This window comes from Pseudomonas sp. PB103, from assembly GCF_009764635.1.
GTDB lineage: Bacteria > Pseudomonadota > Gammaproteobacteria > Pseudomonadales > Pseudomonadaceae > Aquipseudomonas.
The window spans coordinates 1-21,783 of record NZ_RWIL01000083.1; the positions used below are offsets into that span (position 1 = coordinate 1).

Annotated in this window: 34 protein-coding genes; 1 reads left to right on the top strand and 33 read right to left on the bottom strand. The window is 55.8% G+C overall.

Features of this window, described 5'->3' with window-relative positions; genetic code table 11:
* Positions 1–142: 142 nt before the first annotated feature.
* A complete protein-coding gene (locus EJA70_RS15130; protein WP_008081898.1) occupies positions 143–667 on the bottom strand; it encodes a single-stranded DNA-binding protein in 525 nt (174 codons plus the stop codon).
* 9 nt (positions 668–676) lie between these two features.
* Entirely contained in the window at positions 677–2,074 is a 1,398-nt protein-coding gene (locus tag EJA70_RS15135) for an MFS transporter (RefSeq protein ID WP_008081902.1), read from the bottom strand.
* A gap of 191 nt (positions 2,075–2,265) precedes the next feature.
* Between EJA70_RS15135 and uvrA the strand changes: the two genes are divergently transcribed.
* Positions 2,266–5,100 (top strand): excinuclease ABC subunit UvrA, encoded by a 2,835-nt coding sequence (gene uvrA / locus EJA70_RS15140; protein WP_158831736.1) that lies wholly within the window; start codon positions 2,266–2,268, stop codon positions 5,098–5,100.
* Positions 5,101–5,167: 67 nt separating this feature from the next.
* On the opposite strand, the gene bfr is transcribed toward uvrA, so the two are convergent.
* The 31 genes from bfr to EJA70_RS15295 form a co-directional block, all read right to left on the bottom strand.
* The gene (bfr, locus tag EJA70_RS15145; protein WP_007918444.1) at positions 5,168–5,635 is read right to left on the bottom strand and encodes a bacterioferritin; all 468 of its coding nucleotides are present in this window, start codon (positions 5,633–5,635) and stop codon (positions 5,168–5,170) included.
* Positions 5,636–5,784: 149 nt separating this feature from the next.
* Positions 5,785–7,239, bottom strand: a complete 1,455-nt coding sequence (locus tag EJA70_RS15150) for a catalase (RefSeq protein WP_158831738.1) — start codon at positions 7,237–7,239, stop codon at positions 5,785–5,787.
* 240 nt (positions 7,240–7,479) lie between these two features.
* Positions 7,480–7,866 carry a 50S ribosomal protein L17 gene (rplQ, locus tag EJA70_RS15155; protein WP_003176402.1) on the bottom strand — a complete coding sequence of 129 codons (387 nt, stop codon included), beginning with the start codon at positions 7,864–7,866 and terminating at the stop codon, positions 7,480–7,482.
* A 42-nt stretch (positions 7,867–7,908) separates the two neighbouring features.
* On the bottom strand, positions 7,909–8,910 hold the full coding sequence (rpoA, locus tag EJA70_RS15160; RefSeq protein WP_003186012.1) for a DNA-directed RNA polymerase subunit alpha: 1,002 nt from the start codon (positions 8,908–8,910) through the stop codon (positions 7,909–7,911).
* Between the two features lie 22 nt (positions 8,911–8,932).
* A complete protein-coding gene (gene rpsD, locus EJA70_RS15165; protein WP_003176404.1) occupies positions 8,933–9,553 on the bottom strand; it encodes a 30S ribosomal protein S4 in 621 nt (206 codons plus the stop codon).
* Positions 9,554–9,571: 18 nt separating this feature from the next.
* Positions 9,572–9,961, bottom strand: coding sequence for a 30S ribosomal protein S11 (rpsK, locus tag EJA70_RS15170; RefSeq protein ID WP_002555466.1), 390 nt, complete (start codon positions 9,959–9,961; stop codon positions 9,572–9,574).
* 30 nt (positions 9,962–9,991) lie between these two features.
* Complete coding sequence (gene rpsM, locus EJA70_RS15175; protein ID WP_003186020.1) at positions 9,992–10,348, bottom strand: 30S ribosomal protein S13; 357 nt, start codon at positions 10,346–10,348, stop codon at positions 9,992–9,994.
* Between the two features lie 129 nt (positions 10,349–10,477).
* Positions 10,478–10,594, bottom strand: a complete 117-nt coding sequence (rpmJ, locus tag EJA70_RS15180; RefSeq protein WP_002555468.1) for a 50S ribosomal protein L36 — start codon at positions 10,592–10,594, stop codon at positions 10,478–10,480.
* 28 nt (positions 10,595–10,622) lie between these two features.
* Entirely contained in the window at positions 10,623–11,951 is a 1,329-nt protein-coding gene (gene secY / locus EJA70_RS15185) for a preprotein translocase subunit SecY (protein ID WP_003228718.1), read from the bottom strand.
* Positions 11,952–12,389, bottom strand: a complete 438-nt coding sequence (rplO, locus tag EJA70_RS15190; protein ID WP_003228720.1) for a 50S ribosomal protein L15 — start codon at positions 12,387–12,389, stop codon at positions 11,952–11,954.
* A 3-nt stretch (positions 12,390–12,392) separates the two neighbouring features.
* Positions 12,393–12,569: a 50S ribosomal protein L30 gene (gene rpmD / locus EJA70_RS15195; protein ID WP_003176408.1), complete on the bottom strand. Its 177-nt coding sequence runs from the start codon at positions 12,567–12,569 to the stop codon at positions 12,393–12,395.
* Between the two features lie 2 nt (positions 12,570–12,571).
* Complete coding sequence (gene rpsE, locus EJA70_RS15200) at positions 12,572–13,072, bottom strand: 30S ribosomal protein S5 (RefSeq protein WP_007943782.1); 501 nt, start codon at positions 13,070–13,072, stop codon at positions 12,572–12,574.
* A gap of 3 nt (positions 13,073–13,075) precedes the next feature.
* Positions 13,076–13,426, bottom strand: coding sequence for a 50S ribosomal protein L18 (gene rplR / locus EJA70_RS15205; protein ID WP_003186037.1), 351 nt, complete (start codon positions 13,424–13,426; stop codon positions 13,076–13,078).
* 10 nt (positions 13,427–13,436) lie between these two features.
* Entirely contained in the window at positions 13,437–13,970 is a 534-nt protein-coding gene (gene rplF / locus EJA70_RS15210) for a 50S ribosomal protein L6 (RefSeq protein ID WP_003176412.1), read from the bottom strand.
* A 12-nt stretch (positions 13,971–13,982) separates the two neighbouring features.
* The gene (gene rpsH / locus EJA70_RS15215; protein WP_007918458.1) at positions 13,983–14,375 is read right to left on the bottom strand and encodes a 30S ribosomal protein S8; all 393 of its coding nucleotides are present in this window, start codon (positions 14,373–14,375) and stop codon (positions 13,983–13,985) included.
* Between the two features lie 209 nt (positions 14,376–14,584).
* Complete coding sequence (gene rpsN, locus EJA70_RS15220) at positions 14,585–14,890, bottom strand: 30S ribosomal protein S14 (RefSeq protein WP_003228726.1); 306 nt, start codon at positions 14,888–14,890, stop codon at positions 14,585–14,587.
* 13 nt (positions 14,891–14,903) lie between these two features.
* On the bottom strand, positions 14,904–15,443 hold the full coding sequence (rplE, locus tag EJA70_RS15225; RefSeq protein WP_003176415.1) for a 50S ribosomal protein L5: 540 nt from the start codon (positions 15,441–15,443) through the stop codon (positions 14,904–14,906).
* 20 nt (positions 15,444–15,463) lie between these two features.
* Positions 15,464–15,778, bottom strand: coding sequence for a 50S ribosomal protein L24 (rplX, locus tag EJA70_RS15230; protein ID WP_008081905.1), 315 nt, complete (start codon positions 15,776–15,778; stop codon positions 15,464–15,466).
* 11 nt (positions 15,779–15,789) lie between these two features.
* The gene (rplN, locus tag EJA70_RS15235) at positions 15,790–16,158 is read right to left on the bottom strand and encodes a 50S ribosomal protein L14 (RefSeq protein ID WP_002555479.1); all 369 of its coding nucleotides are present in this window, start codon (positions 16,156–16,158) and stop codon (positions 15,790–15,792) included.
* Positions 16,159–16,181: 23 nt separating this feature from the next.
* Positions 16,182–16,448, bottom strand: coding sequence for a 30S ribosomal protein S17 (gene rpsQ, locus EJA70_RS15240; RefSeq protein ID WP_003176419.1), 267 nt, complete (start codon positions 16,446–16,448; stop codon positions 16,182–16,184).
* 2 nt (positions 16,449–16,450) lie between these two features.
* Positions 16,451–16,642 (bottom strand): 50S ribosomal protein L29, encoded by a 192-nt coding sequence (rpmC, locus tag EJA70_RS15245; RefSeq protein ID WP_002555481.1) that lies wholly within the window; start codon positions 16,640–16,642, stop codon positions 16,451–16,453.
* Complete coding sequence (rplP, locus tag EJA70_RS15250) at positions 16,642–17,055, bottom strand: 50S ribosomal protein L16 (RefSeq protein WP_007896757.1); 414 nt, start codon at positions 17,053–17,055, stop codon at positions 16,642–16,644. Before rplP ends, rpmC begins: the two co-directional genes overlap by 1 nt.
* 12 nt (positions 17,056–17,067) lie before the next feature.
* Positions 17,068–17,754 carry a 30S ribosomal protein S3 gene (gene rpsC, locus EJA70_RS15255; protein WP_003176422.1) on the bottom strand — a complete coding sequence of 229 codons (687 nt, stop codon included), beginning with the start codon at positions 17,752–17,754 and terminating at the stop codon, positions 17,068–17,070.
* Between the two features lie 13 nt (positions 17,755–17,767).
* Entirely contained in the window at positions 17,768–18,100 is a 333-nt protein-coding gene (gene rplV / locus EJA70_RS15260; protein ID WP_003103908.1) for a 50S ribosomal protein L22, read from the bottom strand.
* 11 nt (positions 18,101–18,111) lie between these two features.
* Entirely contained in the window at positions 18,112–18,387 is a 276-nt protein-coding gene (gene rpsS / locus EJA70_RS15265) for a 30S ribosomal protein S19 (RefSeq protein WP_003228731.1), read from the bottom strand.
* A gap of 16 nt (positions 18,388–18,403) precedes the next feature.
* The gene (gene rplB / locus EJA70_RS15270) at positions 18,404–19,228 is read right to left on the bottom strand and encodes a 50S ribosomal protein L2 (protein ID WP_003228734.1); all 825 of its coding nucleotides are present in this window, start codon (positions 19,226–19,228) and stop codon (positions 18,404–18,406) included.
* A gap of 14 nt (positions 19,229–19,242) precedes the next feature.
* Positions 19,243–19,542 (bottom strand): 50S ribosomal protein L23, encoded by a 300-nt coding sequence (gene rplW / locus EJA70_RS15275; RefSeq protein WP_002555488.1) that lies wholly within the window; start codon positions 19,540–19,542, stop codon positions 19,243–19,245.
* On the bottom strand, positions 19,539–20,141 hold the full coding sequence (gene rplD, locus EJA70_RS15280; protein WP_007918468.1) for a 50S ribosomal protein L4: 603 nt from the start codon (positions 20,139–20,141) through the stop codon (positions 19,539–19,541). The genes rplW and rplD overlap by 4 nt, the downstream gene beginning before the upstream one ends.
* Before the next feature lie 12 nt (positions 20,142–20,153).
* On the bottom strand, positions 20,154–20,789 hold the full coding sequence (rplC, locus tag EJA70_RS15285; protein ID WP_003228738.1) for a 50S ribosomal protein L3: 636 nt from the start codon (positions 20,787–20,789) through the stop codon (positions 20,154–20,156).
* 80 nt (positions 20,790–20,869) lie between these two features.
* Entirely contained in the window at positions 20,870–21,181 is a 312-nt protein-coding gene (gene rpsJ, locus EJA70_RS15290) for a 30S ribosomal protein S10 (RefSeq protein ID WP_003186070.1), read from the bottom strand.
* 159 nt (positions 21,182–21,340) lie between these two features.
* Positions 21,341–21,783 (bottom strand): EF-Tu/IF-2/RF-3 family GTPase (locus EJA70_RS15295; RefSeq protein ID WP_158831740.1); only part of this gene is annotated, 443 nt, incomplete at its 5' end.

The following is a 21,783-nucleotide window of genomic DNA, read 5'->3' on the forward strand; positions in this document are numbered from 1 at the left end:
CGATCTTTTGATTCTGTTTTTCAAGATCAAAAGATCGCAGCGTGCCGCAGCTCCTACAGTTGATCGCGGTGTTTTGCAGGCACAAAAAAGGCCCGTCGTATAAGCGACGGGCCTTTTTATTTGCAGCGGTTACAACAGCAAATCAGAACGGGATATCGTCATCAAAACTGTCGAAATCCGGAGCCGGTTGCGGTGCGGCCTGCTGTGGAGCCGGGGCCGAACGCTGTTGCGGAGCCGACTGCTGCGGACGCGGCGCCTGCTGGCGCGGGGCCGGAGCGGACTGCTGGTAGTTGTTGCCACCGCCTTGTTGGTCGCCCTGTTGTGGACGGCCGCCGAGCAGTTGCATGGTGCCTTGCATGTCGACCACGATTTCGGTGGTGTAACGCTTGATACCGTCTTTTTCCCACTCACGGGTCTGCAGCTTGCCTTCGATGTAGACCTGCGAACCTTTACGCAGGTATTCGCCGGCGATTTCGGCCACTTTGCCGAACATCGAAACACGGTGCCACTCGGTCTTCTCGACCTTCTGACCGGTTTGCTTGTCGGTCCACTGTTCGCTGGTTGCCAGACTCAGGTTGGTCACGGCGTTACCGTTAGGCAGGTAGCGAACTTCGGGATCCTGGCCGCAAGTGCCGACCAATATGACTTTGTTAACCCCACGGGCCATAACGTTCTCCTAAGCGCCGCAAGCAGCCTCGGCCGGGTTGTTCACCAGGCGTTCGAGGGTGTCGCGATCCACTAATTCTTTGTCCAGTTTGATGTAAACAGCCGCTTCGTCAGCAACTATCACTGCATCGGTTACCCCTACGAGGGCCTTGAGGCGCTCGACCAGACCCGCTTCGCGGATCGCCTCGGGCGACAACGGCAAGCGCAGGCTCGTCACGTAGGGAGGTTCGCGCATGGTAACAGCAAAGGCCAGCCAAAGTGCAGCCAGCCCGGCACATCCAAGGAACACAACCGACAGACCGCCATGCTGAAACAGCCAGCCGCCGAGTATCCCGCCGAGAGCCGAACCGAGGAACTGACTGGTGGAATACACGCCCATGGCCGTGCCCTTCCCGCCCGCCGGTGAAACCTTGCTGATCAGCGACGGCAATGAAGCCTCCAGCAGATTGAACGCGGTGAAAAACACCACCGTGCCGATCACCAGAGCTCGCAAGCTGTCACCGAACTGCCAGAAGAATAGCTCAGTGAGCATCAACGTCATGACGGCGCCAAGCAAAACTCGTTTCATTTTGCGTTTCTTCTCGCCATAGATGATGAACGGGATCATGGCGAAGAACGAAATCAGCAGCGCCGTGAGGTAGACCCACCAGTGCTGTTCCTTGGGTAGCCCGGCTTTTTCCACCAGCGCCAGAGGCAGCGCGACGAAGCTCGACATCAACATGGCATGTAACACAAAGATGCCCAGATCGAGGCGCAACAAGTCAGGATGCTTGAGCGTCGGCATCAGAGCCTGACGTGCCACACCGGACTCGCGGTGCGTCAGCGGACCAGTGGACTTGGGCACCATGAACATCACGATGACGATACCCACCAGCGCCATGCCACCGGTGGCCAGAAACAACCCGGACAAGCCGAACGCGCGGGTCAGCAAAGGCCCGACGACCATGGCCACGGCGAACGACAGGCCAATGGTCATGCCGATCATCGCCATGGCTTTGGTGCGGTGTTGCTCGCGGGTGAGGTCCGACAGTAATGCCATGACCGCCGCCGAAATCGCGCCGGCACCTTGCAGGATCCGGCCGGCAATCACGCCCCAGATCGAATCGGCTTGCGAGGCCAGCACACTGCCGAGGGCGAAGACGATCAGCCCGAGGTAAATCACCGGGCGACGGCCGATACGGTCGGAAATGACCCCGAACGGGATCTGGAAAATCGCCTGGGTCAGGCCGTAAGCGCCGATGGCCAACCCGATCAGGGCCGGGGTCGCTCCCGCCAGATCCATGCCATAGGTTGCCAGGACCGGCAACACCATGAACATGCCCAGCATACGGAAGGCGAACACCAGGGCCAGACCACTCGCTGCGCGGGTCTCGCTGCCACTCATGCGTTCGCTGTGGGGATCATGCATGGAAAAACCTCGTGTGAACCGGCGGCGATTCTACCAGTCCCATCGAAAGACGGGGTAGATCGCGACGCTTTGACGCGTACAGATGAAACACTCTTCATTCAGGGCAAACAACGCTACGCTTGATAGTGTGCATCCATCCAGTATTTGCCCGTATACTCTTACGCTTTCGACGCCCGCCGAGCGAGGCCACTTTGGACAAGATCCTGATACGTGGGGCCCGTACCCACAACCTGAAGAACATCGACCTGACCCTGCCACGGGACAAACTGATCGTCATCACCGGCCTGTCCGGATCCGGCAAGTCGTCACTGGCGTTCGACACACTGTACGCCGAAGGTCAGCGCCGCTATGTCGAATCGCTGTCGGCCTATGCCCGCCAGTTCCTGTCGATGATGGAAAAACCCGACGTCGACACTATCGAAGGCCTGTCGCCGGCGATCTCCATCGAACAAAAGTCGACCTCGCACAACCCGCGATCCACGGTCGGCACCATCACCGAAATCTACGACTACCTGCGCCTGCTCTATGCACGCGTGGGTACGCCGCGCTGCCCGGATCACGACATTCCGCTGGAAGCGCAGACCGTCAGCCAGATGGTTGACCTGGTGCTGGCGCAACCGGAAGGCAGCAAACTGATGCTGCTGGCTCCGGTGATCCGCGAGCGCAAAGGCGAACACCTTTCAGTTTTCGAAGAGCTGCGCGCGCAAGGTTTCGTCCGCGCTCGCGTCAACGGGCGTATTTGCGAGCTCGATGAGCTGCCGAAACTGGATAAACAGAAGAAGCACTCGATTGACGTGATCGTCGACCGCTTCAAGGTTCGCGCCGATCTGCAACAGCGTCTGGCCGAATCGTTCGAAACCGCGCTGAAACTGGCGGACGGCATTGCACTCGTGGCGCCGATGGACGACGAGCCAGGCGAAGAGATGATCTTCTCCGCCCGCTTCGCCTGCCCGATCTGCGGCCACGCGATCAGCGAGCTGGAACCGAAGCTGTTCTCCTTCAACAACCCGGCCGGCGCCTGCCCGACGTGCGATGGTCTGGGGGTGAAGCAGTTCTTCGACATCAAGCGACTGGTCAATGGCGAACTGACGCTGGCTGAAGGCGCAATACGTGGCTGGGACCGGCGCAACGTCTATTACTTCCAGATGCTCGGCTCACTGGCAGCGCATTACGGTTTCAGTCTCGAAGAGCCATTCAACGCATTGCCGGCCGACCAGCAGAAATTCATCTTGCATGGCAGTGGCTCGCAGAACGTCGACTTCAAATACCTGAACGACCGTGGCGATATCGTCAAACGTTCGCACCCGTTCGAAGGCATCGTGCCAAACCTGGAGCGTCGCTACCGCGAGACCGAGTCGGCGAGCGTGCGTGAAGAGCTGGCCAAGTTCCTCAGTACCCAGTCGTGCCCGGATTGCCGTGGCACCCGTTTGCGTCGTGAAGCGCGGCATGTGTGGGTGGGCGAGAAAACCTTGCCGGCCGTCACCAACTTGCCCATTGGCGATGCTTGCGAGTACTTCGGCGCACTGAAGATGACCGGCCGTCGCGGCGAGATCGCTGACAAGATTCTCAAGGAAATCCGTGAGCGTCTGCAGTTCCTCGTCAACGTCGGTCTCGATTACCTATCGCTGGATCGCAGCGCCGACACGCTGTCCGGTGGTGAAGCACAACGTATTCGTCTGGCCAGCCAGATTGGTGCGGGCCTCGTCGGTGTTTTGTACATCCTCGATGAACCGTCCATTGGCTTGCACCAACGTGACAACGACCGCTTGCTTGGCACGCTCAAGCACCTGCGTGACATCGGTAATACGGTGATCGTGGTCGAGCACGACGAGGACGCGATTCGCCTCGCCGACTATGTCGTCGATATCGGCCCGGGTGCCGGCGTCCACGGTGGGCAGATCGTTGCCGAAGGTACGCCGGCCGAAGTCATGGCGCACCCGGATTCCCTGACTGGTAAATACCTGTCGGGCCGAGTGAAGATTGAAGTGCCGGCCAAACGTACGCCACGCAACAAGAAGCTGACCCTGTCGCTCAAGGGCGCACGCGGTAACAACCTGCGCAATGTCGACCTGGAAATTCCGATCGGCCTGCTGACTTGCGTGACCGGTGTGTCCGGCTCGGGCAAATCGACGCTGATCAACAACACGCTGTTTCCGCTGAGCGCCACCGCACTTAACGGCGCAACGACGCTGGAAGCCGCCGCGCATGACAGCATCAAGGGCCTGGAACATCTCGATAAAGTTGTCGACATCGACCAAAGCCCGATCGGTCGTACGCCGCGCTCCAACCCGGCGACGTACACCGGGCTGTTCACGCCTATCCGCGAACTGTTTGCCGGCGTGCCCGAGTCGCGCTCCCGTGGTTATGGCCCGGGGCGTTTCTCGTTCAACGTCAAGGGCGGTCGCTGCGAAGCGTGCCAGGGCGATGGCCTGATCAAGGTGGAGATGCACTTCCTGCCGGACATCTATGTGCCGTGCGACGTGTGCAAGAGCAAGCGCTACAACCGCGAAACCCTTGAGATCAAATACAAGGGCAAGAACATCCACGAAACCCTCGAAATGACGATCGAGGAAGCCCGGGTGTTCTTCGATGCGGTGCCGGCGCTGGCGCGCAAGCTGCAAACGCTGATGGATGTTGGTTTGTCGTACATCAAGCTCGGACAGTCGGCGACCACGTTGTCCGGTGGTGAAGCGCAGCGGGTCAAGTTGTCCCGCGAACTGTCCAAGCGCGATACCGGCAAGACCCTGTACATCCTCGATGAGCCGACGACTGGCCTGCACTTTGCGGATATCCAGCAGTTGCTCGATGTGCTGCATCGCCTGCGCGATCACGGCAACACCGTGGTGGTGATCGAACACAACCTCGACGTGATCAAGACGGCCGACTGGCTGGTGGATCTCGGGCCGGAGGGTGGTTCCAAGGGCGGGCAGATCATTGCCGTGGGTACGCCGGAGCAAGTGGCCGAGATGAAACAATCTCACACCGGCCATTACCTCAAGCCGTTGCTGATCCGCGATCAGGCGTAAACGCCTGGCATGAAAAAGCCCCTGTCACTTCAACAGTGACAGGGGCTATTTTTTGTCTCTACAGCAATCAGGACGTGTGCGATTGCAGGTAGTTTTCGAGACCGATCAGCTTGATCAGGCCTAGCTGCTTTTCAAGCCAGTAGGTGTGATCTTCTTCGGTGTCATTCAACTGAACCCGCAGGATCTCACGGCTGACGTAGTCTTTGTGCTGCTCGCAAAGTTCGATGCCTTTGCACAGCGCAGCGCGAACCTTGTATTCAAGGCGCAGATCCGCCTCGAGCATCTCCGGCACGGTGGTGCCGACATCCAGGTCATCCGGACGCATGCGCGGCGTGCCTTCGAGCATCAGAATCCGGCGCATCAATGCATCAGCGTGACCGGCTTCTTCTTCCATCTCGTGGTTGATTCGCTCGTAGAGCTTGGTGAACCCCCAGTCCTCATACATCCGCGAATGAACGAAATATTGATCACGCGCGGCCAGTTCGCCGGTCAGCAACGTGTTGAGGTAATCGATTACGTCTGGGTGGCCTTGCATCGCCCTACATCTCCCTACTTGAAAGTCTGTAGTTTGAACCAACCTGACTGGAAGGTCACCCGCTTAGCGCAATAAAAGCGAAGATATTCCGAGAAAAGCAGCCTAAATAACGCAAAAACCGCCCAAATGAGGGCGGTTCTGCTTCTCGTTTAGACTTCGTTAAGCTGTACGTTGAGCAGCTTTGCGATTGCTTCTCCATACGCCGGGTCGGCTTTGTAAAAATGCTGCAGTTGGCGATCAACCACATCAGTCGAAACTCCGCCCATCGCACCGGCGATGTTGCTGACCAGCAAGGATTTCTGCTCGTCGCTCATCAGACGGAACAGCGCGCCTGCATGGCTGTAGTAATCGGTGTCTTCGCGATGATCGTAACGATCAGCCGCACCGCTCAGGGCCAACGCCGGCTCAGCGTAATGCGGAGCCTGTTTCGGCGATTCGATGTAGCTATTCGGCTCGTAGTTCGGCGCCGAACCACCGTTGCTGCCGAACGCCATCGAGCCATCGCGCTGATAGGTATTGACCGGGCTACGCGGCGCGTTCACCGGCAGTTGCTGATGATTGGTGCCAACGCGGTAACGGTGAGCGTCGGCATAGGCGAATACGCGACCTTGCAGCATGCGATCCGGCGATAGACCAACGCCTGGCACCATGTTGCTTGGGCCGAACGCGGCTTGCTCAACTTCAGCGAAATAGTTCTGCGGGTTGCGGTTCAATTCCAGTTCGCCCACCTCGATCAGTGGGAATTCCTTCTGCGACCAGGTCTTGGTCACGTCGAACGGATTCTCGTAATGCGCTGCCGCCTGGGCTTCGGTCATGATCTGAATGCATACGCGCCATTTCGGGAAGTCACCGCGCTCGATTGCCTCGAACAAATCGCGCTGGGCGTAATCCGGATCGGTCCCGGCAAGACGGGCAGCATCCGCTGGCGCGAGGTTCTTGATCCCTTGCTTGGTCTTGTAGTGCCACTTCACCCAGTGACGCTCGCCTTGAGCGCTGATCAGGCTGTAAGTGTGGCTGCCGAAGCCGTGCATGTGACGGTAACCGTCTGGAATACCGCGATCGGAGAAGAGGATGGTCACCTGGTGCAGCGCTTCAGGCGAATGCGACCAGAAGTCCCACATCATCTGCGCGCTTTTCAGGTTGCTTTGCGGCAGACGTTTTTGCGTGTGGATGAAATCAGGGAATTTCAGTGGATCGCGAATAAAGAATACCGGCGTGTTGTTGCCAACAATGTCCCAGTTACCTTCTTCGGTGTAGAACTTCAGCGCAAAGCCGCGCGGATCACGCTCAGTGTCGGCAGAGCCGCGCTCGCCACCCACTGTGGAGAAGCGCAGGAAAGTCGGAGTTTGTTTGCCGACCGTTTCGAACAGCTTGGCGCTGGTGTACTCGGTAATGTCACGAGTCACCGTGAAGGTACCGTAGGCGCCCGAGCCTTTGGCGTGTACCCGGCGCTCAGGGATGTTTTCACGGTTGAAATGGGCGAGCTTCTCGATGAGGTGAAAATCGTCGAGCAGCAGCGGGCCACGTGGGCCGGCGGAGCGAGAATTCTGGTTATCAGCGACAGGTGCGCCACTGGCGGTCGTAAGCGTTTTGATCTGGCTCATACGGTCTTCTTCCTCTGTCAGTCTTGAAACTGCCGGCTAATCGGCTTGCTGGGAAGTATTGATCATCAATGCGACAGCCACAAATTCATTAACTTGCAGACATCGATAGATAATTACTAACTATGATTCCCAGCGCATAGTGACAACAGAACAGGGTCAGATACTTGTACGAACAGCGCATTTTCTTGCAGACACAAAAAACCGGGCACTAGGCCCGGCTCTTCGTTTCAGACTGACGTCTTACTCGGCGGATACAGCTTCGCCAGCAGTAGCACGATCAACCAACTCGACGTACGCCATAGGCGCGTTGTCGCCAGCGCGGAAACCGCACTTGAGGATGCGCAGGTAGCCACCCTCACGGGTAGCGTAACGCTTGCCCAGGTCGTTGAAGAGCTTACCAACGATAGCTTTCGAACGAGTACGGTCGAAAGCCAGACGGCGGTTAGCCAGGCTGTCTGTCTTGGCCAGAGTGATCAGCGGCTCAGCAACGCGACGCAGTTCTTTGGCTTTCGGCAGTGTAGTTTTGATCAGCTCGTGCTCGAACAGCGACACCGCCATGTTTTGGAACATGGCCTTGCGGTGCGAGCTGGTGCGGCTCAGGTGACGACCACTTTTACGATGACGCATGGTTCATTCCTTACCAAACACTACGTTCGGTGATTACGACGATCAGGCAGTCGCCTTGTCGTCCTTCTTAAGACTTGCAGGCGGCCAGTTGTCGAGGCGCATGCCGAGGGACAGACCGCGGGAGGCCAGAACGTCCTTGATTTCAGTCAAGGATTTCTTGCCCAGGTTCGGAGTCTTCAACAGCTCTACTTCGGTACGCTGAATCAGGTCACCGATGTAGTAGATGTTTTCCGCCTTAAGGCAGTTAGCCGAACGTACAGTCAGTTCCAGATCGTCAACCGGGCGAAGCAGGATCGGATCGATCTCGTCTTCCTGCTCGACAACCACTGGCTCACTGTCACCTTTGAGGTCGACGAACGCAGCCAACTGCTGTTGCAGGATGGTTGCAGCGCGGCGAATAGCCTCTTCAGGATCCAGAGTACCGTTGGTTTCCAGATCAATAACCAGCTTGTCCAGGTTGGTACGCTGCTCGACACGGGCGTTTTCCACCACGTATGCGATACGGCGAACCGGGCTGAACGAAGAGTCAAGCTGCAAGCGACCGATGCTGCGGCTTTCGTCTTCATCGCTCTGACGCGAGTCGGCTGGTTCATAACCACGACCACGAGCTACGGTGAGCTTCATGTTCAGGGCGCCGTTAGACGCCAGGTTAGCGATTACGTGATCGGGATTAACGATCTCGACATCATGATCCAGCTGAATATCGGCAGCGGTAACCACCCCCGAACCCTTCTTCGACAAGGTCAGCGTAACTTCGTCACGACCGTGCAGCTTGATGGCCAGACCTTTAAGGTTCAACAGGATTTCAATTACGTCTTCCTGTACACCTTCGATGGCGCTGTACTCGTGGAGCACACCGTCAATCTCGGCCTCGACTACTGCGCAGCCGGGCATTGAGGACAACAGGATGCGTCGCAGCGCGTTGCCCAGGGTGTGGCCAAAACCACGCTCGAGAGGCTCGAGAGTGATCTTGGCGCGGGTTGGACTGACAACCTGCACATCAATATGGCGGGGTGTCAGGAACTCATTTACCGAAATCTGCATGGATGCACCTATTTTCTAGCCCTTACTTGGAGTAGAGCTCGACAATCAGGCTTTCGTTGATGTCGGCGGACAGATCACTGCGAGCAGGAACGTTCTTGAAAACGCCCGACTTCTTCTCAGTGTCTACTTCTACCCATTCTACGCGGCCACGTTGGGCACACAGATCGAGAGCTTGGACAATGCGAAGTTGGTTTTTTGCTTTCTCGCGAACTGCAACCACGTCACCAGCACGAACCTGATACGACGGAACGTTTACGGTCTGACCGTTAACGCTGATCGACTTGTGCGATACCAGCTGACGGGATTCGGCACGAGTCGAACCAAAGCCCATACGGTATACAACGTTGTCCAGACGGCATTCGAGCAGTTGCAGCAGGTTTTCACCGGTTGCACCTTTCTTGCCAGCAGCTTCTTTGTAGTAGCCGCTGAACTGACGCTCGAGAACGCCGTAGATACGACGGACCTTCTGCTTTTCACGCAGTTGGGTGCCGTAATCGGACTGGCGACCGCGGCGTTGGCCGTGGATACCAGGTGCTGCTTCAATGTTGCACTTCGATTCGATCGCGCGCACGCCGCTCTTCAGGAAGAGATCGGTGCCCTCGCGACGAGCGAGTTTGCATTTTGGACCAATGTAACGAGCCATTCTTTACAATCTCCTGGATTACACGCGGCGCTTCTTCGGCGGACGGCACCCGTTGTGCGGGATTGGCGTCACGTCGGTGATGCTGGCGATCTTATAGCCACAGCCGTTCAATGCACGGACAGCAGACTCACGACCTGGACCTGGACCTTTGACGTTAACGTCGAGGTTTTTCAGGCCATATTCCAGCGCAGCTTGACCAGCACGTTCAGCAGCTACTTGAGCAGCAAACGGGGTGGACTTGCGGGAACCGCGGAAACCCGAACCACCGGAGGTAGCCCAAGAAAGCGCGTTACCTTGACGGTCGGTGATGGTCACGATGGTGTTGTTAAAAGAAGCATGGATGTGGGCGATGCCATCAACCACTGTCTTTTTAACTTTTTTACGAGGACGAGCAGCAGGTTTTGCCATGATTAATTTCCTGTCGATTCGCGTGGGCGATTACTTGCGGATCGGCTTACGCGGACCTTTACGGGTACGCGCGTTAGTCTTGGTACGCTGACCGCGTACTGGAAGACCACGACGATGACGCAGACCACGGTAGCAACCGAGGTCCATCAAACGCTTGATTTTCATGTTGATTTCGCGACGCAGGTCACCTTCAGTGGTGAACTTCGCCACTTCGCCACGCAACTGCTCAATCTGCTCGTCGCTCAGATCTTTGATCTTTGCGGCTGGGTTTACCCCAGTCACTGCGCAAATTTTCTGCGCAGTAGTGCGACCAACACCATAGATGTAGGTCAGCGAGATAACAGTGTGCTTGTTATCTGGAATGTTAACGCCTGCAATACGGGCCATTCAGTGGGACTCCAATTGACAGCTACCTACGCCCCGGAAGCCAAGAAATAGGGCGCGAGATAATATCGCTGTAATAACAAATAATCAACCCGGCAGCGCACTAGCTGCCGGGCTTCAAGCGGATCACACTCAGCCTTGGCGCTGTTTGTGACGCGGTTCCGCGCTGCAAATTACTCGAACAACACCTTCGCGGCGAATAATCTTGCAGTTACGGCACAGCTTTTTCACCGATGCACGAACTTTCATCACCAACTCCTCGAACCTTATGGGGTACTCAGCGCAACATGCCGCTGCCGTAGCCCTTCAGGTTGGCTTTCTTCATCAGGGATTCGTACTGGTGCGAAACGAGGTGCGATTGTACTTGGGACATGAAGTCCATCACAACCACGACCACGATCAGCAACGAGGTCCCGCCAAGGTAGAACGGTACGTTTGCTGCGACCACCAGGAACTGGGGAAGCAGACACACGGCCGTCATGTAAAGAGCACCGAACATGGTCAAGCGAGTCAGAACGCCATCAATGTAGCGCGCAGACTGCTCACCTGGACGGATGCCCGGAATAAAGGCACCGGACTTCTTCAGGTTTTCCGCTACGTCTTTCGGATTGAACATCAACGCCGTATAGAAGAAGCAGAAGAAAATAATCCCTGCACTAAACAGCAGAATATTCAACGGCTGACCAGGAGCGATCGACTGCGAGATGTCCTGCAACCAGCCCATACCTTCAGACTGACCAAACCAGGCACCCAGCGAAGCCGGGAACAGCAAAATGCTGCTCGCGAAAATAGCCGGAATAACACCAGCCATGTTCACTTTCAGCGGCAAGTGGCTTGTCTGCGCAGCAAAAACCTTGCGGCCCTGCTGACGCTTGGCGTAGTGAACAGCGATACGACGCTGACCACGCTCAATGAACACCACAAAACCGATAATCGCTACTGCCAGCAAACCGATGGCAACCAGGGCGAAGATGTTGATATCACCCTGACGCGCAGACTCGAAAGACTGCCCGATTGCTCTCGGAAGACCGGCGACGATACCCGAAAAAATCAACATCGAGATACCGTTACCTACACCGCGCTCAGTAATCTGCTCACCCAGCCACATCATGAACATCGCGCCAGCCACAAACGTGGATACCGCAACGAAATGGAAGCCAAAGTCACCAGTGAACGCAACGCCCTGCCCCGCCAGACCAATGGACATGCCAATAGCCTGAACAAGAGCGAGAACGACGGTGCCGTAGCGGGTGTACTGGCTGATCTTGCGACGGCCAGCTTCACCTTCCTTCTTCAACTGCTCCAGCTGCGGGCTGACGGCGGTCATCAGTTGCATGATGATCGATGCCGAAATGTACGGCATGATCCCCAGTGCAAAGATGCTCATCCGTTCCAGCGCGCCGCCGGAGAACATGTTGAACAAGCTAAGAATGGTCCCCTCATTCTGTCGAAACAGGTCTGCGAGTCGGTCCGGGTTGATACCTGGAACCGGGATGTGTGCGCCTATTCGGTAGACGATAATCGCCAGGAACAGAAAACGCAGACGAGCCCAGAGTTCAGACATACCGCCTTTGCCGAGCGCAGAGAGAGCACCTTGCTTAGCCATTTATTCCTCGAACTTGCCGCCAGCTGCTTCGATAGCCGCACGCGCACCTTTGGTGGCGCCGATTCCCTTGCCGATAGTGACAGCGCGAGTCACTTCACCGGACAGCATGATTTTCACACGCTGTACGTTGACGTTGATCACGTTGGCATCTTTCAGGGACTGCACGGTGACGATGTCGCCTTCCACCTTAGCCAGCTCGGACAGACGCACTTCTGCGCGATCCATGGCTTTCAGGGAAACGAAACCGAACTTCGGCAGGCGACGATGCAGCGGCTGTTGACCGCCTTCAAAGCCTGGAGCGATGGTGCCACCGGAGCGGGAGGTTTGACCTTTGTGGCCACGGCCACCAGTCTTACCCAAACCGCTACCGATACCACGGCCCGGACGATGCTTTTCGCGACGGGAACCCGGCGCTGGACTCAGATCATTGAGTTTCATCGATTAACCCTCGACACGCAGCATGTAGTAAGCCTTGTTGATCATCCCGCGATTCTCGGGAGTATCCTGGACTTCTACAGTGTGACCGATGCGACGCAGACCCAGACCCTTAACGCACAGTTTGTGGTTAGGGATGCGGCCGGTCATGCTTTTGATCAGCGTTACTTTAACGGTAGCCATGATCAGAAGATCTCCTTGACGCTTTTGCCACGCTTGGCGGCAATGGATTCAGGAGATTGCATAGCTTTCAAACCTTTGAAAGTGGCGTGAACCACGTTTACCGGGTTAGTCGAGCCGTAGCACTTAGCCAGAACGTTCTGAACGCCAGCAACTTCGAGGACAGCACGCATAGCGCCGCCAGCGATGATACCGGTACCTTCAGAAGCAGGCTGCATGTACACCTTCGAAGCGCCGTGACCGGACTTCATTGCGTACTGCAGAGTGGTGCCGTTCAGGTCAACTTGGATCATGTTGCGGCGAGCAGCTTCCATTGCCTTCTGGATCGCAGCAGGCACTTCACGCGACTTGCCACGGCCGAAGCCAACACGCCCTTTACCATCACCAACCACGGTCAACGCGGTGAAAGTGAAGATACGGCCGCCTTTAACGGTTTTGGCTACGCGGTTAACTTGAACCAGCTTCTCAATGTAGCCTTCGTCGCGCTTTTGGTCGTTATTTGACATAACTTAGAACTCCAGCCCAGCTTCACGAGCAGCATCAGCCAGCGCTTTAACGCGGCCGTGGTACTTGAAGCCAGAGCGGTCGAAAGCCACTTGCGAGACGCCAGCGGCCTTAGCACGCGTAGCGACCAGCTGGCCAACCTTTGTGGCCGCGTCGATGTTGCCAGTGGCGCCATCACGCAGTTCTTTATCCAAAGTCGAGGCAGATGCCAGGACTTTGTTGCCGTCGGCCGAGATGACCTGGGCGTAGATGTGCTGCGACGAGCGGAACACGCAGAGACGCACGACTTCTAGTTCGTGCATTTTCAGGCGTGCTTTGCGAGCGCGACGCAGTCGAGTAACTTTTTTGTCGGTCATTTGCTATGCCCTACTTCTTCTTGGCTTCTTTACGACGGACGACTTCGTCCGCGTAGCGCACACCTTTGCCTTTGTACGGCTCTGGTGGACGGAAGTCGCGGATCTCAGCGGCCACTTGACCTACCAGCTGCTTATCGATGCCCTTGATCAGGATATCGGTCTGGCTAGGAGTCTCAGCGGTGATGCCTTCCGGCAGTTCGTAATCCACTGGGTGCGAGAAGCCAAGGGCAAGGTTCAGAACCGTGCCTTTTGCTTGCGCTTTGTAACCAACACCGACCAGCTGGAGCTTGCGCTCGAAGCCTTGGCTTACGCCTTGGACCATGTTGTTTACCAACGCACGCGTGGTACCGGCCATTGCGCGAGTTTGTTGATCGCCATTGCGAGCAGCGAAACGCAGCTCACCAGCTTCTTCAACAATCTCAACGGACGAATGGATGTTCAGTTCGAGAGTGCCCTTGGCACCCTTCACCGAAAGCTGTTGGCCTGCGAATTTTACTTCGACACCGGCTGGCAGCTTAACGGGGTTCTTAGCGACGCGAGACATGCTTATCCCCCCTTAGAACACAGTGCAAAGAACTTCGCCGCCGACACCGGCAGCGCGCGCAGCACGATCCGTCATCACACCTTTGTTGGTGGAGACGATAGACACGCCAAGACCGCCACGAACTTTCGGCAGATCTTCAACGGACTTGTACTGACGCAGGCCTGGACGACTAACGCGCTTCACTTCTTCGATAACCGGACGGCCTTCGAAGTACTTCAGCTCGATGGACAACGACGGCTTAGCGTCGGTGGTGATCTGAAAATCCGCGATGTAACCTTCGTCCTTCAGGACTTTTGCTACAGCCACCTTCAACGTGGAAGACGGCATGCTTACGACAGACTTTTCAGCCATCTGGGCATTACGGATTCGAGTTAGCATGTCCGCTAACGGGTCCTGCATACTCATGGGCTAGACGCTCCTAATACAGAAAAATTAGCCTTGCGGCTACTACTTGTCGCCGAGAACTTCCGGGCATGAAAAACACGGGCTCAGGCGAGCCGGTCATTCTAGACACACCCCAGAAATGAATCAAGCCCCAAAAGGGGCTTGATTCAGATTCAAGGCCACCGATGGTCAGGTTCTTGCGAACCTGAGCATCGAGACTTTGACAGCAATTACCAGCTGGCTTTAACCAGACCTGGTACGTCACCACGCATTGCAGCTTCACGCAGCTTGTTACGGCCAAGGCCGAACTTGCGGTAAACGCCGTGCGGACGACCAGTCAGGCGGCAACGGTTACGCATGCGCGAAGCGCTTGCGTCACGTGGTTGCTTCTGCAGAGCTACGGTAGCTTCCCAACGTGCTTCTGGACTTGCGTTCAGATCAACGATGATAGCTTTCAGCGCTGCACGCTTGGTGGCGTACTTGGCAACAGTGAGCTGACGCTTCAGCTCACGGTTTTTCATGCTCTTCTTGGCCATTTTCCTACTCCAATCAGTTGCGGAACGGGAATTTGAAAGCACGCAGCAGAGCGCGGCCTTCATCATCGTTCTTGGCAGTGGTGGTCAGGGTAATGTCCAGACCGCGGAGAGCATCGATCTTGTCGTAGTCGATTTCCGGGAAAATGATCTGCTCTTTCACGCCCATGCTGTAGTTACCACGACCATCGAAGGACTTGGCATTCAGGCCGCGGAAGTCGCGAACCCGAGGCAGGGAGATCGACAGCAGACGATCCAGGAACTCGTACATACGCTCACGGCGCAGAGTCACTTTGACGCCGATCGGCCATCCTTCACGGACTTTAAAGCCAGCGATGGATTTACGAGCGTAGGTCACAACGACTTTTTGGCCGGTGATCTTTTCCAGGTCAGCAACAGCGTGCTCGATGACTTTCTTGTCACCAACAGCTTCGCCCAGACCCATGTTCAGGGTGATCTTTGTAACGCGTGGAACTTCCATCACGTTCGAAAGCTTAAGTTCTTCCTTAAGCTTCGGTGCGATTTCCTTCCAGTAAATCTCTTTTAGTCGTGCCATGGTCTTCTACCTAGCAGTGTTCAAGCATCAACCGCTTTTTGGGTCGACTTGAAGACACGAATTTTCTTGCCGTCTTCTACTTTGAAACCAACGCGGTCAGCCTTGTTGGTTTCGCCGTTGAAAATGGCGACGTTAGAAGCGTCCAGTGGAGCTTCTTTTTCGACGATACCGCCTTGCACGCCCGACATCGGGTTAGGCTTGGTATGACGCTTTACCAGGTTCAGACCGCTGATAACCAGACGGTTATTAGCAAGAACCTTAAGCACCTTACCGCGCTTACCTTTGTCTTTGCCGGCGATCACGATGATCTCGTCGTCACGACGAATCTTTTGCATGTCGGATCTCCTTACAGCACTTCTGGGGCGAGCGAGACGATCTTCATGAACTTCTCAGTACGAAGTTCACGGGTCACTGGCCCAAAGATACGGGTGCCGATCGGCTCTTGCTTGTTGTTCAGAAGAACAGCAGCGTTGCCATCAAAGCGGATAATGGAGCCATCAGCACGACGTACGCCGTGACGAGTGCGGACTACAACAGCAGTCATCACTTGGCCTTTTTTCACTTTACCGCGAGGAATTGCTTCCTTGACGGTAACTTTGATGATGTCACCGATACCAGCGTAACGACGATGGGAGCCACCCAGCACCTTGATGCACATAACACGGCGAGCGCCGCTGTTATCGGCCACATCGAGCATGGATTGAGTCTGAATCATATAATTTCTCCGACCCCTAGTCCTTAGACTTCCACAGCGCGTTCGAGAACATCAACCAGCGCCCAAGACTTGGTCTTGGCCAAAGGACGAGTTTCACGAATAGTGACTTTGTCGCCGATGTGGCACTGATTGGTTTCGTCGTGCGCGTGCAGCTTAGTCGAACGCTTAACGTATTTACCGTAGATCGGGTGCTTAACGCGACGCTCGATCAGAACGGTGATGGTTTTGTCCATCTTGTCGCTGACAACACGGCCAGTCAGCGTACGGACAGTTTTTTCGGCTTCAGCCATGATCACTTACCTGCCTGCTGGTTGAGCACAGTCTTCACGCGAGCGATGTCACGTTTAACTTGCGAGAGCAGATGAGACTGCCCCAACTGGCCAGTTGCTTTCTGCATACGCAGATTGAACTGGTCGCGCAGCAAGCCGAGCAGTTGCTCGTTCAGCTGCTGTGCGGATTTTTCACGAAGTTCATTCGCTTTCATCACATCACCGTCCGTTTAACAAAGGCGGTGGCGAGCGGCAGCTTTGCAGCAGCCAGGGCAAAAGCCTCACGCGCCAGCTCTTCAGAAACACCCTCGATTTCATACAGGACTTTGCCTGGCTGAATCTGGGCAACCCAGTACTCCACACTACCCTTACCTTTACCCATACGAACTTCGAGGGGCTTTTTGGAAATAGGCTTGTCCGGGAATACACGGATCCAGATCTTGCCGCCACGTTTAACGTGACGGGTCAGTGCACGACGCGCTGACTCAATCTGACGAGCGGTGAGACGACCACGAGCTACAGACTTCAGCGCGAACTCGCCGAAGCTGACTTTGCTACCGCGCTGAGCCAGACCACGGTTGTGGCCTGTCATCTGCTTGCGGAACTTCGTACGCTTAGGTTGCAACATTTGGCGTACCCCTTACTTAGCAGCTTTTTTACGAGGCGCTGGTGCTTGTGGTTTCAGCTCTTCTTGGCGACCACCAATTACTTCGCCTTTGAAGATCCAAACCTTTACACCGATCACACCGTAAGTGGTGTGAGCTTCGTAGTTGGCATAGTCGATGTCGGCACGCAGGGTGTGCAATGGCACACGACCTTCGCGATACCATTCAGTACGTGCGATTTCAGCACCGCCGAGACGACCGCTCACTTGGATTTTGATGCCCTTGGCACCAATGCGCATGGCGTTCTGTACTGCGCGCTTCATAGCGCGACGGAACATTACACGACGCTCCAGCTGCTGAGCTACGCTCTGCGCAACCAGCATACCGTCGAGTTCCGGCTTGCGGATCTCTTCGATATTGATGTGCACAGGCACACCCATTTGCTTGGTCAGGTCCTGACGCAGTTTCTCAACATCTTCACCTTTCTTCCCGATAACGATACCTGGACGAGCGGTGTGGATGGTGATACGTGCAGTTTGGGCCGGACGATGGATATCGATACGGCTTACGGACGCGCTTTTTAGTTTGTCTTGGAGATACTCACGCACTTTCAGATCTGCGAACAAGTAGTCCGCATAAGTCCGACCGTCTGCGTACCAGACGGAGGTGTGCTCCTTGACGATTCCCAGGCGAATGCCAATGGGATGTACTTTCTGACCCATCTCTTCGACTCCGTTACTTGTCAGCAACCTTGACAGTGATATGGCAAGACCGCTTGACGATGCGATCAGCACGGCCTTTGGCACGTGGCATGATGCGCTTCAGCGAACGCCCTTCGTTGACGAAAACGGTGCTGACCTTCAGGTCATCAACGTCTGCGCCTTCGTTATGCTCGGCGTTGGCTACGGCCGACTCCAGCACTTTCTTCATGATCTCGGCGGCTTTCTTACTGCTGAAAGCCAACAAGTTGAGCGCTTCGCCCACCTTCTTCCCGCGGATCTGGTCGGCGACCAAGCGGGCTTTCTGGGCGGAGATTCGAGCGCCCGACAACTTAGCGGCTACTTCCATTTCCTAACCCCTTAACGCTTGGCTTTCTTGTCAGCCACGTGCCCACGATAAGTGCGGGTACCGGCGAACTCGCCCAGTTTATGGCCGACCATGTCTTCGTTCACGAGAACTGGGACGTGCTGACGACCGTTATGTACGGCGATGGTCAGACCGACCATCTGTGGCAGGATCATCGAACGACGCGACCAAGTCTTAATTGGTTTGCGATCGTTCTTTTCCGCCGCCACTTCGATCTTCTTCAGTAGGTGAAGATCAATAAAAGGACCTTTTTTCAGAGAACGTGGCACTGTCGTATCCCTCTATTTACTTGCGACGACGGACGATCATTTTGTCGGTACGCTTATTACCACGAGTCTTCGCGCCCTTAGTCGGGAAGCCCCATGGCGATACCGGATGACGACCACCAGAGGTACGACCTTCACCACCACCATGTGGGTGGTCAACCGGGTTCATGGCAACACCACGAACGGTTGGGCGAACGCCACGCCAGCGTTTGGCACCAGCTTTACCCAGCGAACGCAGGCTGTGCTCGGAGTTCGAGACTTCGCCCAGGGTCGCACGGCATTCAGCCAGGACTTTACGCATTTCACCGGAACGCAGACGCAGGGTAACGTAGACACCTTCACGAGCGATCAGCTGAGCCGAAGCACCAGCGGAACGAGCGATTTGTGCGCCTTTACCTGGCTTCAGTTCGATGCCGTGTACAGTAGAACCCACTGGAATGTTGCGCAGTTGCAGAGCGTTGCCTGGCTTGATTGGAGCCAGAGCGCCTGCGATCAGCTGGTCGCCTGCACTCACGCCTTTAGGGGCGATGATGTAGCGGCGCTCGCCGTCTGCGTAGCAGAGCAGTGCGATGTGAGCAGTACGGTTTGGATCGTATTCGATACGCTCGACAGTGGCGACGATGCCATCTTTGTCGTTGCGACGGAAATCGACCATACGATAATGCTGCTTATGACCACCACCGATGTGACGCGTGGTAATACGGCCATTGTTGTTACGACCACCAGTCTTCGATTTTTTCTCGAGCAGCGGTGCGTGAGGAGCGCCTTTATGCAGCTCCTGGTTGACCACCTTGACCACAAAACGGCGGCCAGGGGAAGTCGGTTTGCATTTAACGATTGCCATGATGCACCCCTTCCTTACTCAGCACTGCTGCTGAAATCGAGATCTTGGCCTGGCTGAAGGGAGATAACTGCCTTCTTCCAGTCATTACGCTTGCCCAGACCGCGAGCTGTGCGCTTGCTCTTACCCAGAACGTTCAGGGTAGTAACACGCTCAACTTTCACGCTGAACAGGCTTTCGACGGCCTTCTTGATTTCCAGCTTGGTTGCGTCAGTTGCAACCTTGAAAACGAACTGGCCTTTCTTGTCAGCCAGAACCGTAGCCTTCTCGGAAACGTGCGGGCCAAGCAGAACTTTAAATACGCGTTCCTGGTTCATCCCAGCAGCTCCTCGAATTTCTTCACGGCCGACACGGTGATCAACACCTTGTCGTATGCGATCAGACTAACTGGATCGGAACCTTGAACGTCACGTACATCTACGTGCGGCAGGTTACGAGCAGCCAGGTACAGGTTCTGATCAACAGCGTCCGACACGATCAAAACGTCGGTCAGGCTCATGTTGTTCAGCTTGCCCAGCAGATCTTTGGTTTTCGGAGTTTCAACAGCGAAATCCTGAACCACGACCAGACGATCAGTACGCACCAGCTCAGCAAGGATGGAACGCATTGCTGCGCGATACATCTTCTTGTTCAGCTTCTGGGAGTGATCCTGTGGACGTGCTGCAAAAGTGGTACCGCCGCCACGCCAGATTGGGCTACGGATAGTACCGGCACGAGCACGGCCAGTACCTTTCTGACGCCATGGGCGCTTACCGCCACCACGAACGTCGGAACGGGTCTTTTGCTGCTTGGTACCTTGACGGCCGCCGGCCATGTAGGCCACGACTGCTTGGTGAACCAGCGTCTCGTTGAATTCGCCGCCAAATGTCAGTTCGGAAACTTCGATCGCTTGAGCGTCATTTACATTTAATTGCATGTCAGCTTCCCCTTAACCGCGAGCCTTGGCTGCTGGACGTACAACCAGGTTGCCGCCAGTAGCGCCAGGAACAGCACCCTTGACCAACAACAGATTGCGTTCAGCGTCCACGCGCACTACTTCCAGGGACTGCACGGTCACGCGCTCAGCGCCCATATGACCGGACATTTTTTTGCCCTTGAATACACGACCAGGAGTCTGGCACTGGCCGATAGAGCCTGGGACGCGGTGGGATACGGAGTTACCGTGGGTGTTATCTTGCCCGCGGAAATTCCAACGCTTGATCGTACCCTGGAAGCCTTTACCCTTGGACTGACCGGTTACATCAACCAGTTGACCAGCGGCGAAGATTTCAGCGTTGATCAGATCGCCAGCCTGGTACTCGCCTTCTTCAAGACGGAATTCCATGGTAGTGCGACCAGCGGCAACGTTCGCTTTAGCGAAGTGGCCAGCCTGAGCTGCTGTTACACGCGAAGCACGACGCTCGCCGACAGTGACTTGCACTGCACGATAGCCATCGGTCTCTTCAGTTTTGAACTGGGTGACGCGATTCGGTTCGATCTCAATGACCGTGACCGGAATGGAGACACCTTCTTCGGTGAAAATACGGGTCATACCGCATTTACGACCGACTACACCAATAGTCATGTTGTAAACCTCATGAGTGTACGGGGCTTTCACCCGCTATGGCCGCCCATTTCAGAGCGTTACACGACTAAGACCGAGTCTTAGCCGAGGCTGATCTGCACTTCCACACCGGCCGCAAGATCAAGCTTCATAAGAGCATCAACGGTTTTATCCGTTGGCTGGACGATGTCCAGAACGCGCTTATGAGTGCGGATTTCGTACTGGTCGCGCGCGTCTTTGTTGACGTGCGGAGAAACCAGAACGGTGAACCGCTCTTTACGGGTAGGCAGTGGAATTGGACCACGCACTTGAGCACCAGTACGTTTCGCGGTTTCCACGATTTCCTGGGTTGATTGGTCGATCAGGCGATGGTCAAAAGCCTTCAACCTGATACGGATTTGCTGATTTTGCATTGGATTTCAGACTCCGGCTGCTATTCCCACCGAGCGCAATACGCCCGTTAAAAGGAGGCGCAATTCTATAGACGCCCCATATAGGTGTCAACCCAATAAAAAAAGCCCCCGCTGAGCGGGGGCTTTTTCAAAGCATCAAGCAATCTCTATAAAAGAGAATTACGCGATGATTTTGGCTACGACGCCAGCGCCGACGGTACGACCGCCTTCACGGATAGCGAAACGCAGACCGTCTTCCATTGCGATGGTTTTGATCAGGGTAACAGTCATCTGAATGTTGTCACCTGGCATTACCATTTCAACGCCTTCTGGCAGCTCGCAGTTACCAGTCACGTCAGTCGTACGGAAGTAGAACTGTGGACGGTAGCCTTTGAAGAACGGAGTGTGACGACCGCCTTCTTCCTTGCTCAGAACGTAAACTTCTGCGGTGAAAGTGGTGTGCGGCTTAACCGAACCCGGCTTAACCAGAACCTGGCCACGCTCAACGTCGTCACGCTTGGTACCACGCAGCAGAACGCCGCAGTTCTCGCCAGCACGACCTTCGTCGAGCAGCTTGCGGAACATTTCAACACCGGTGCAAGTAGTAACGGTGGTGTCACGCA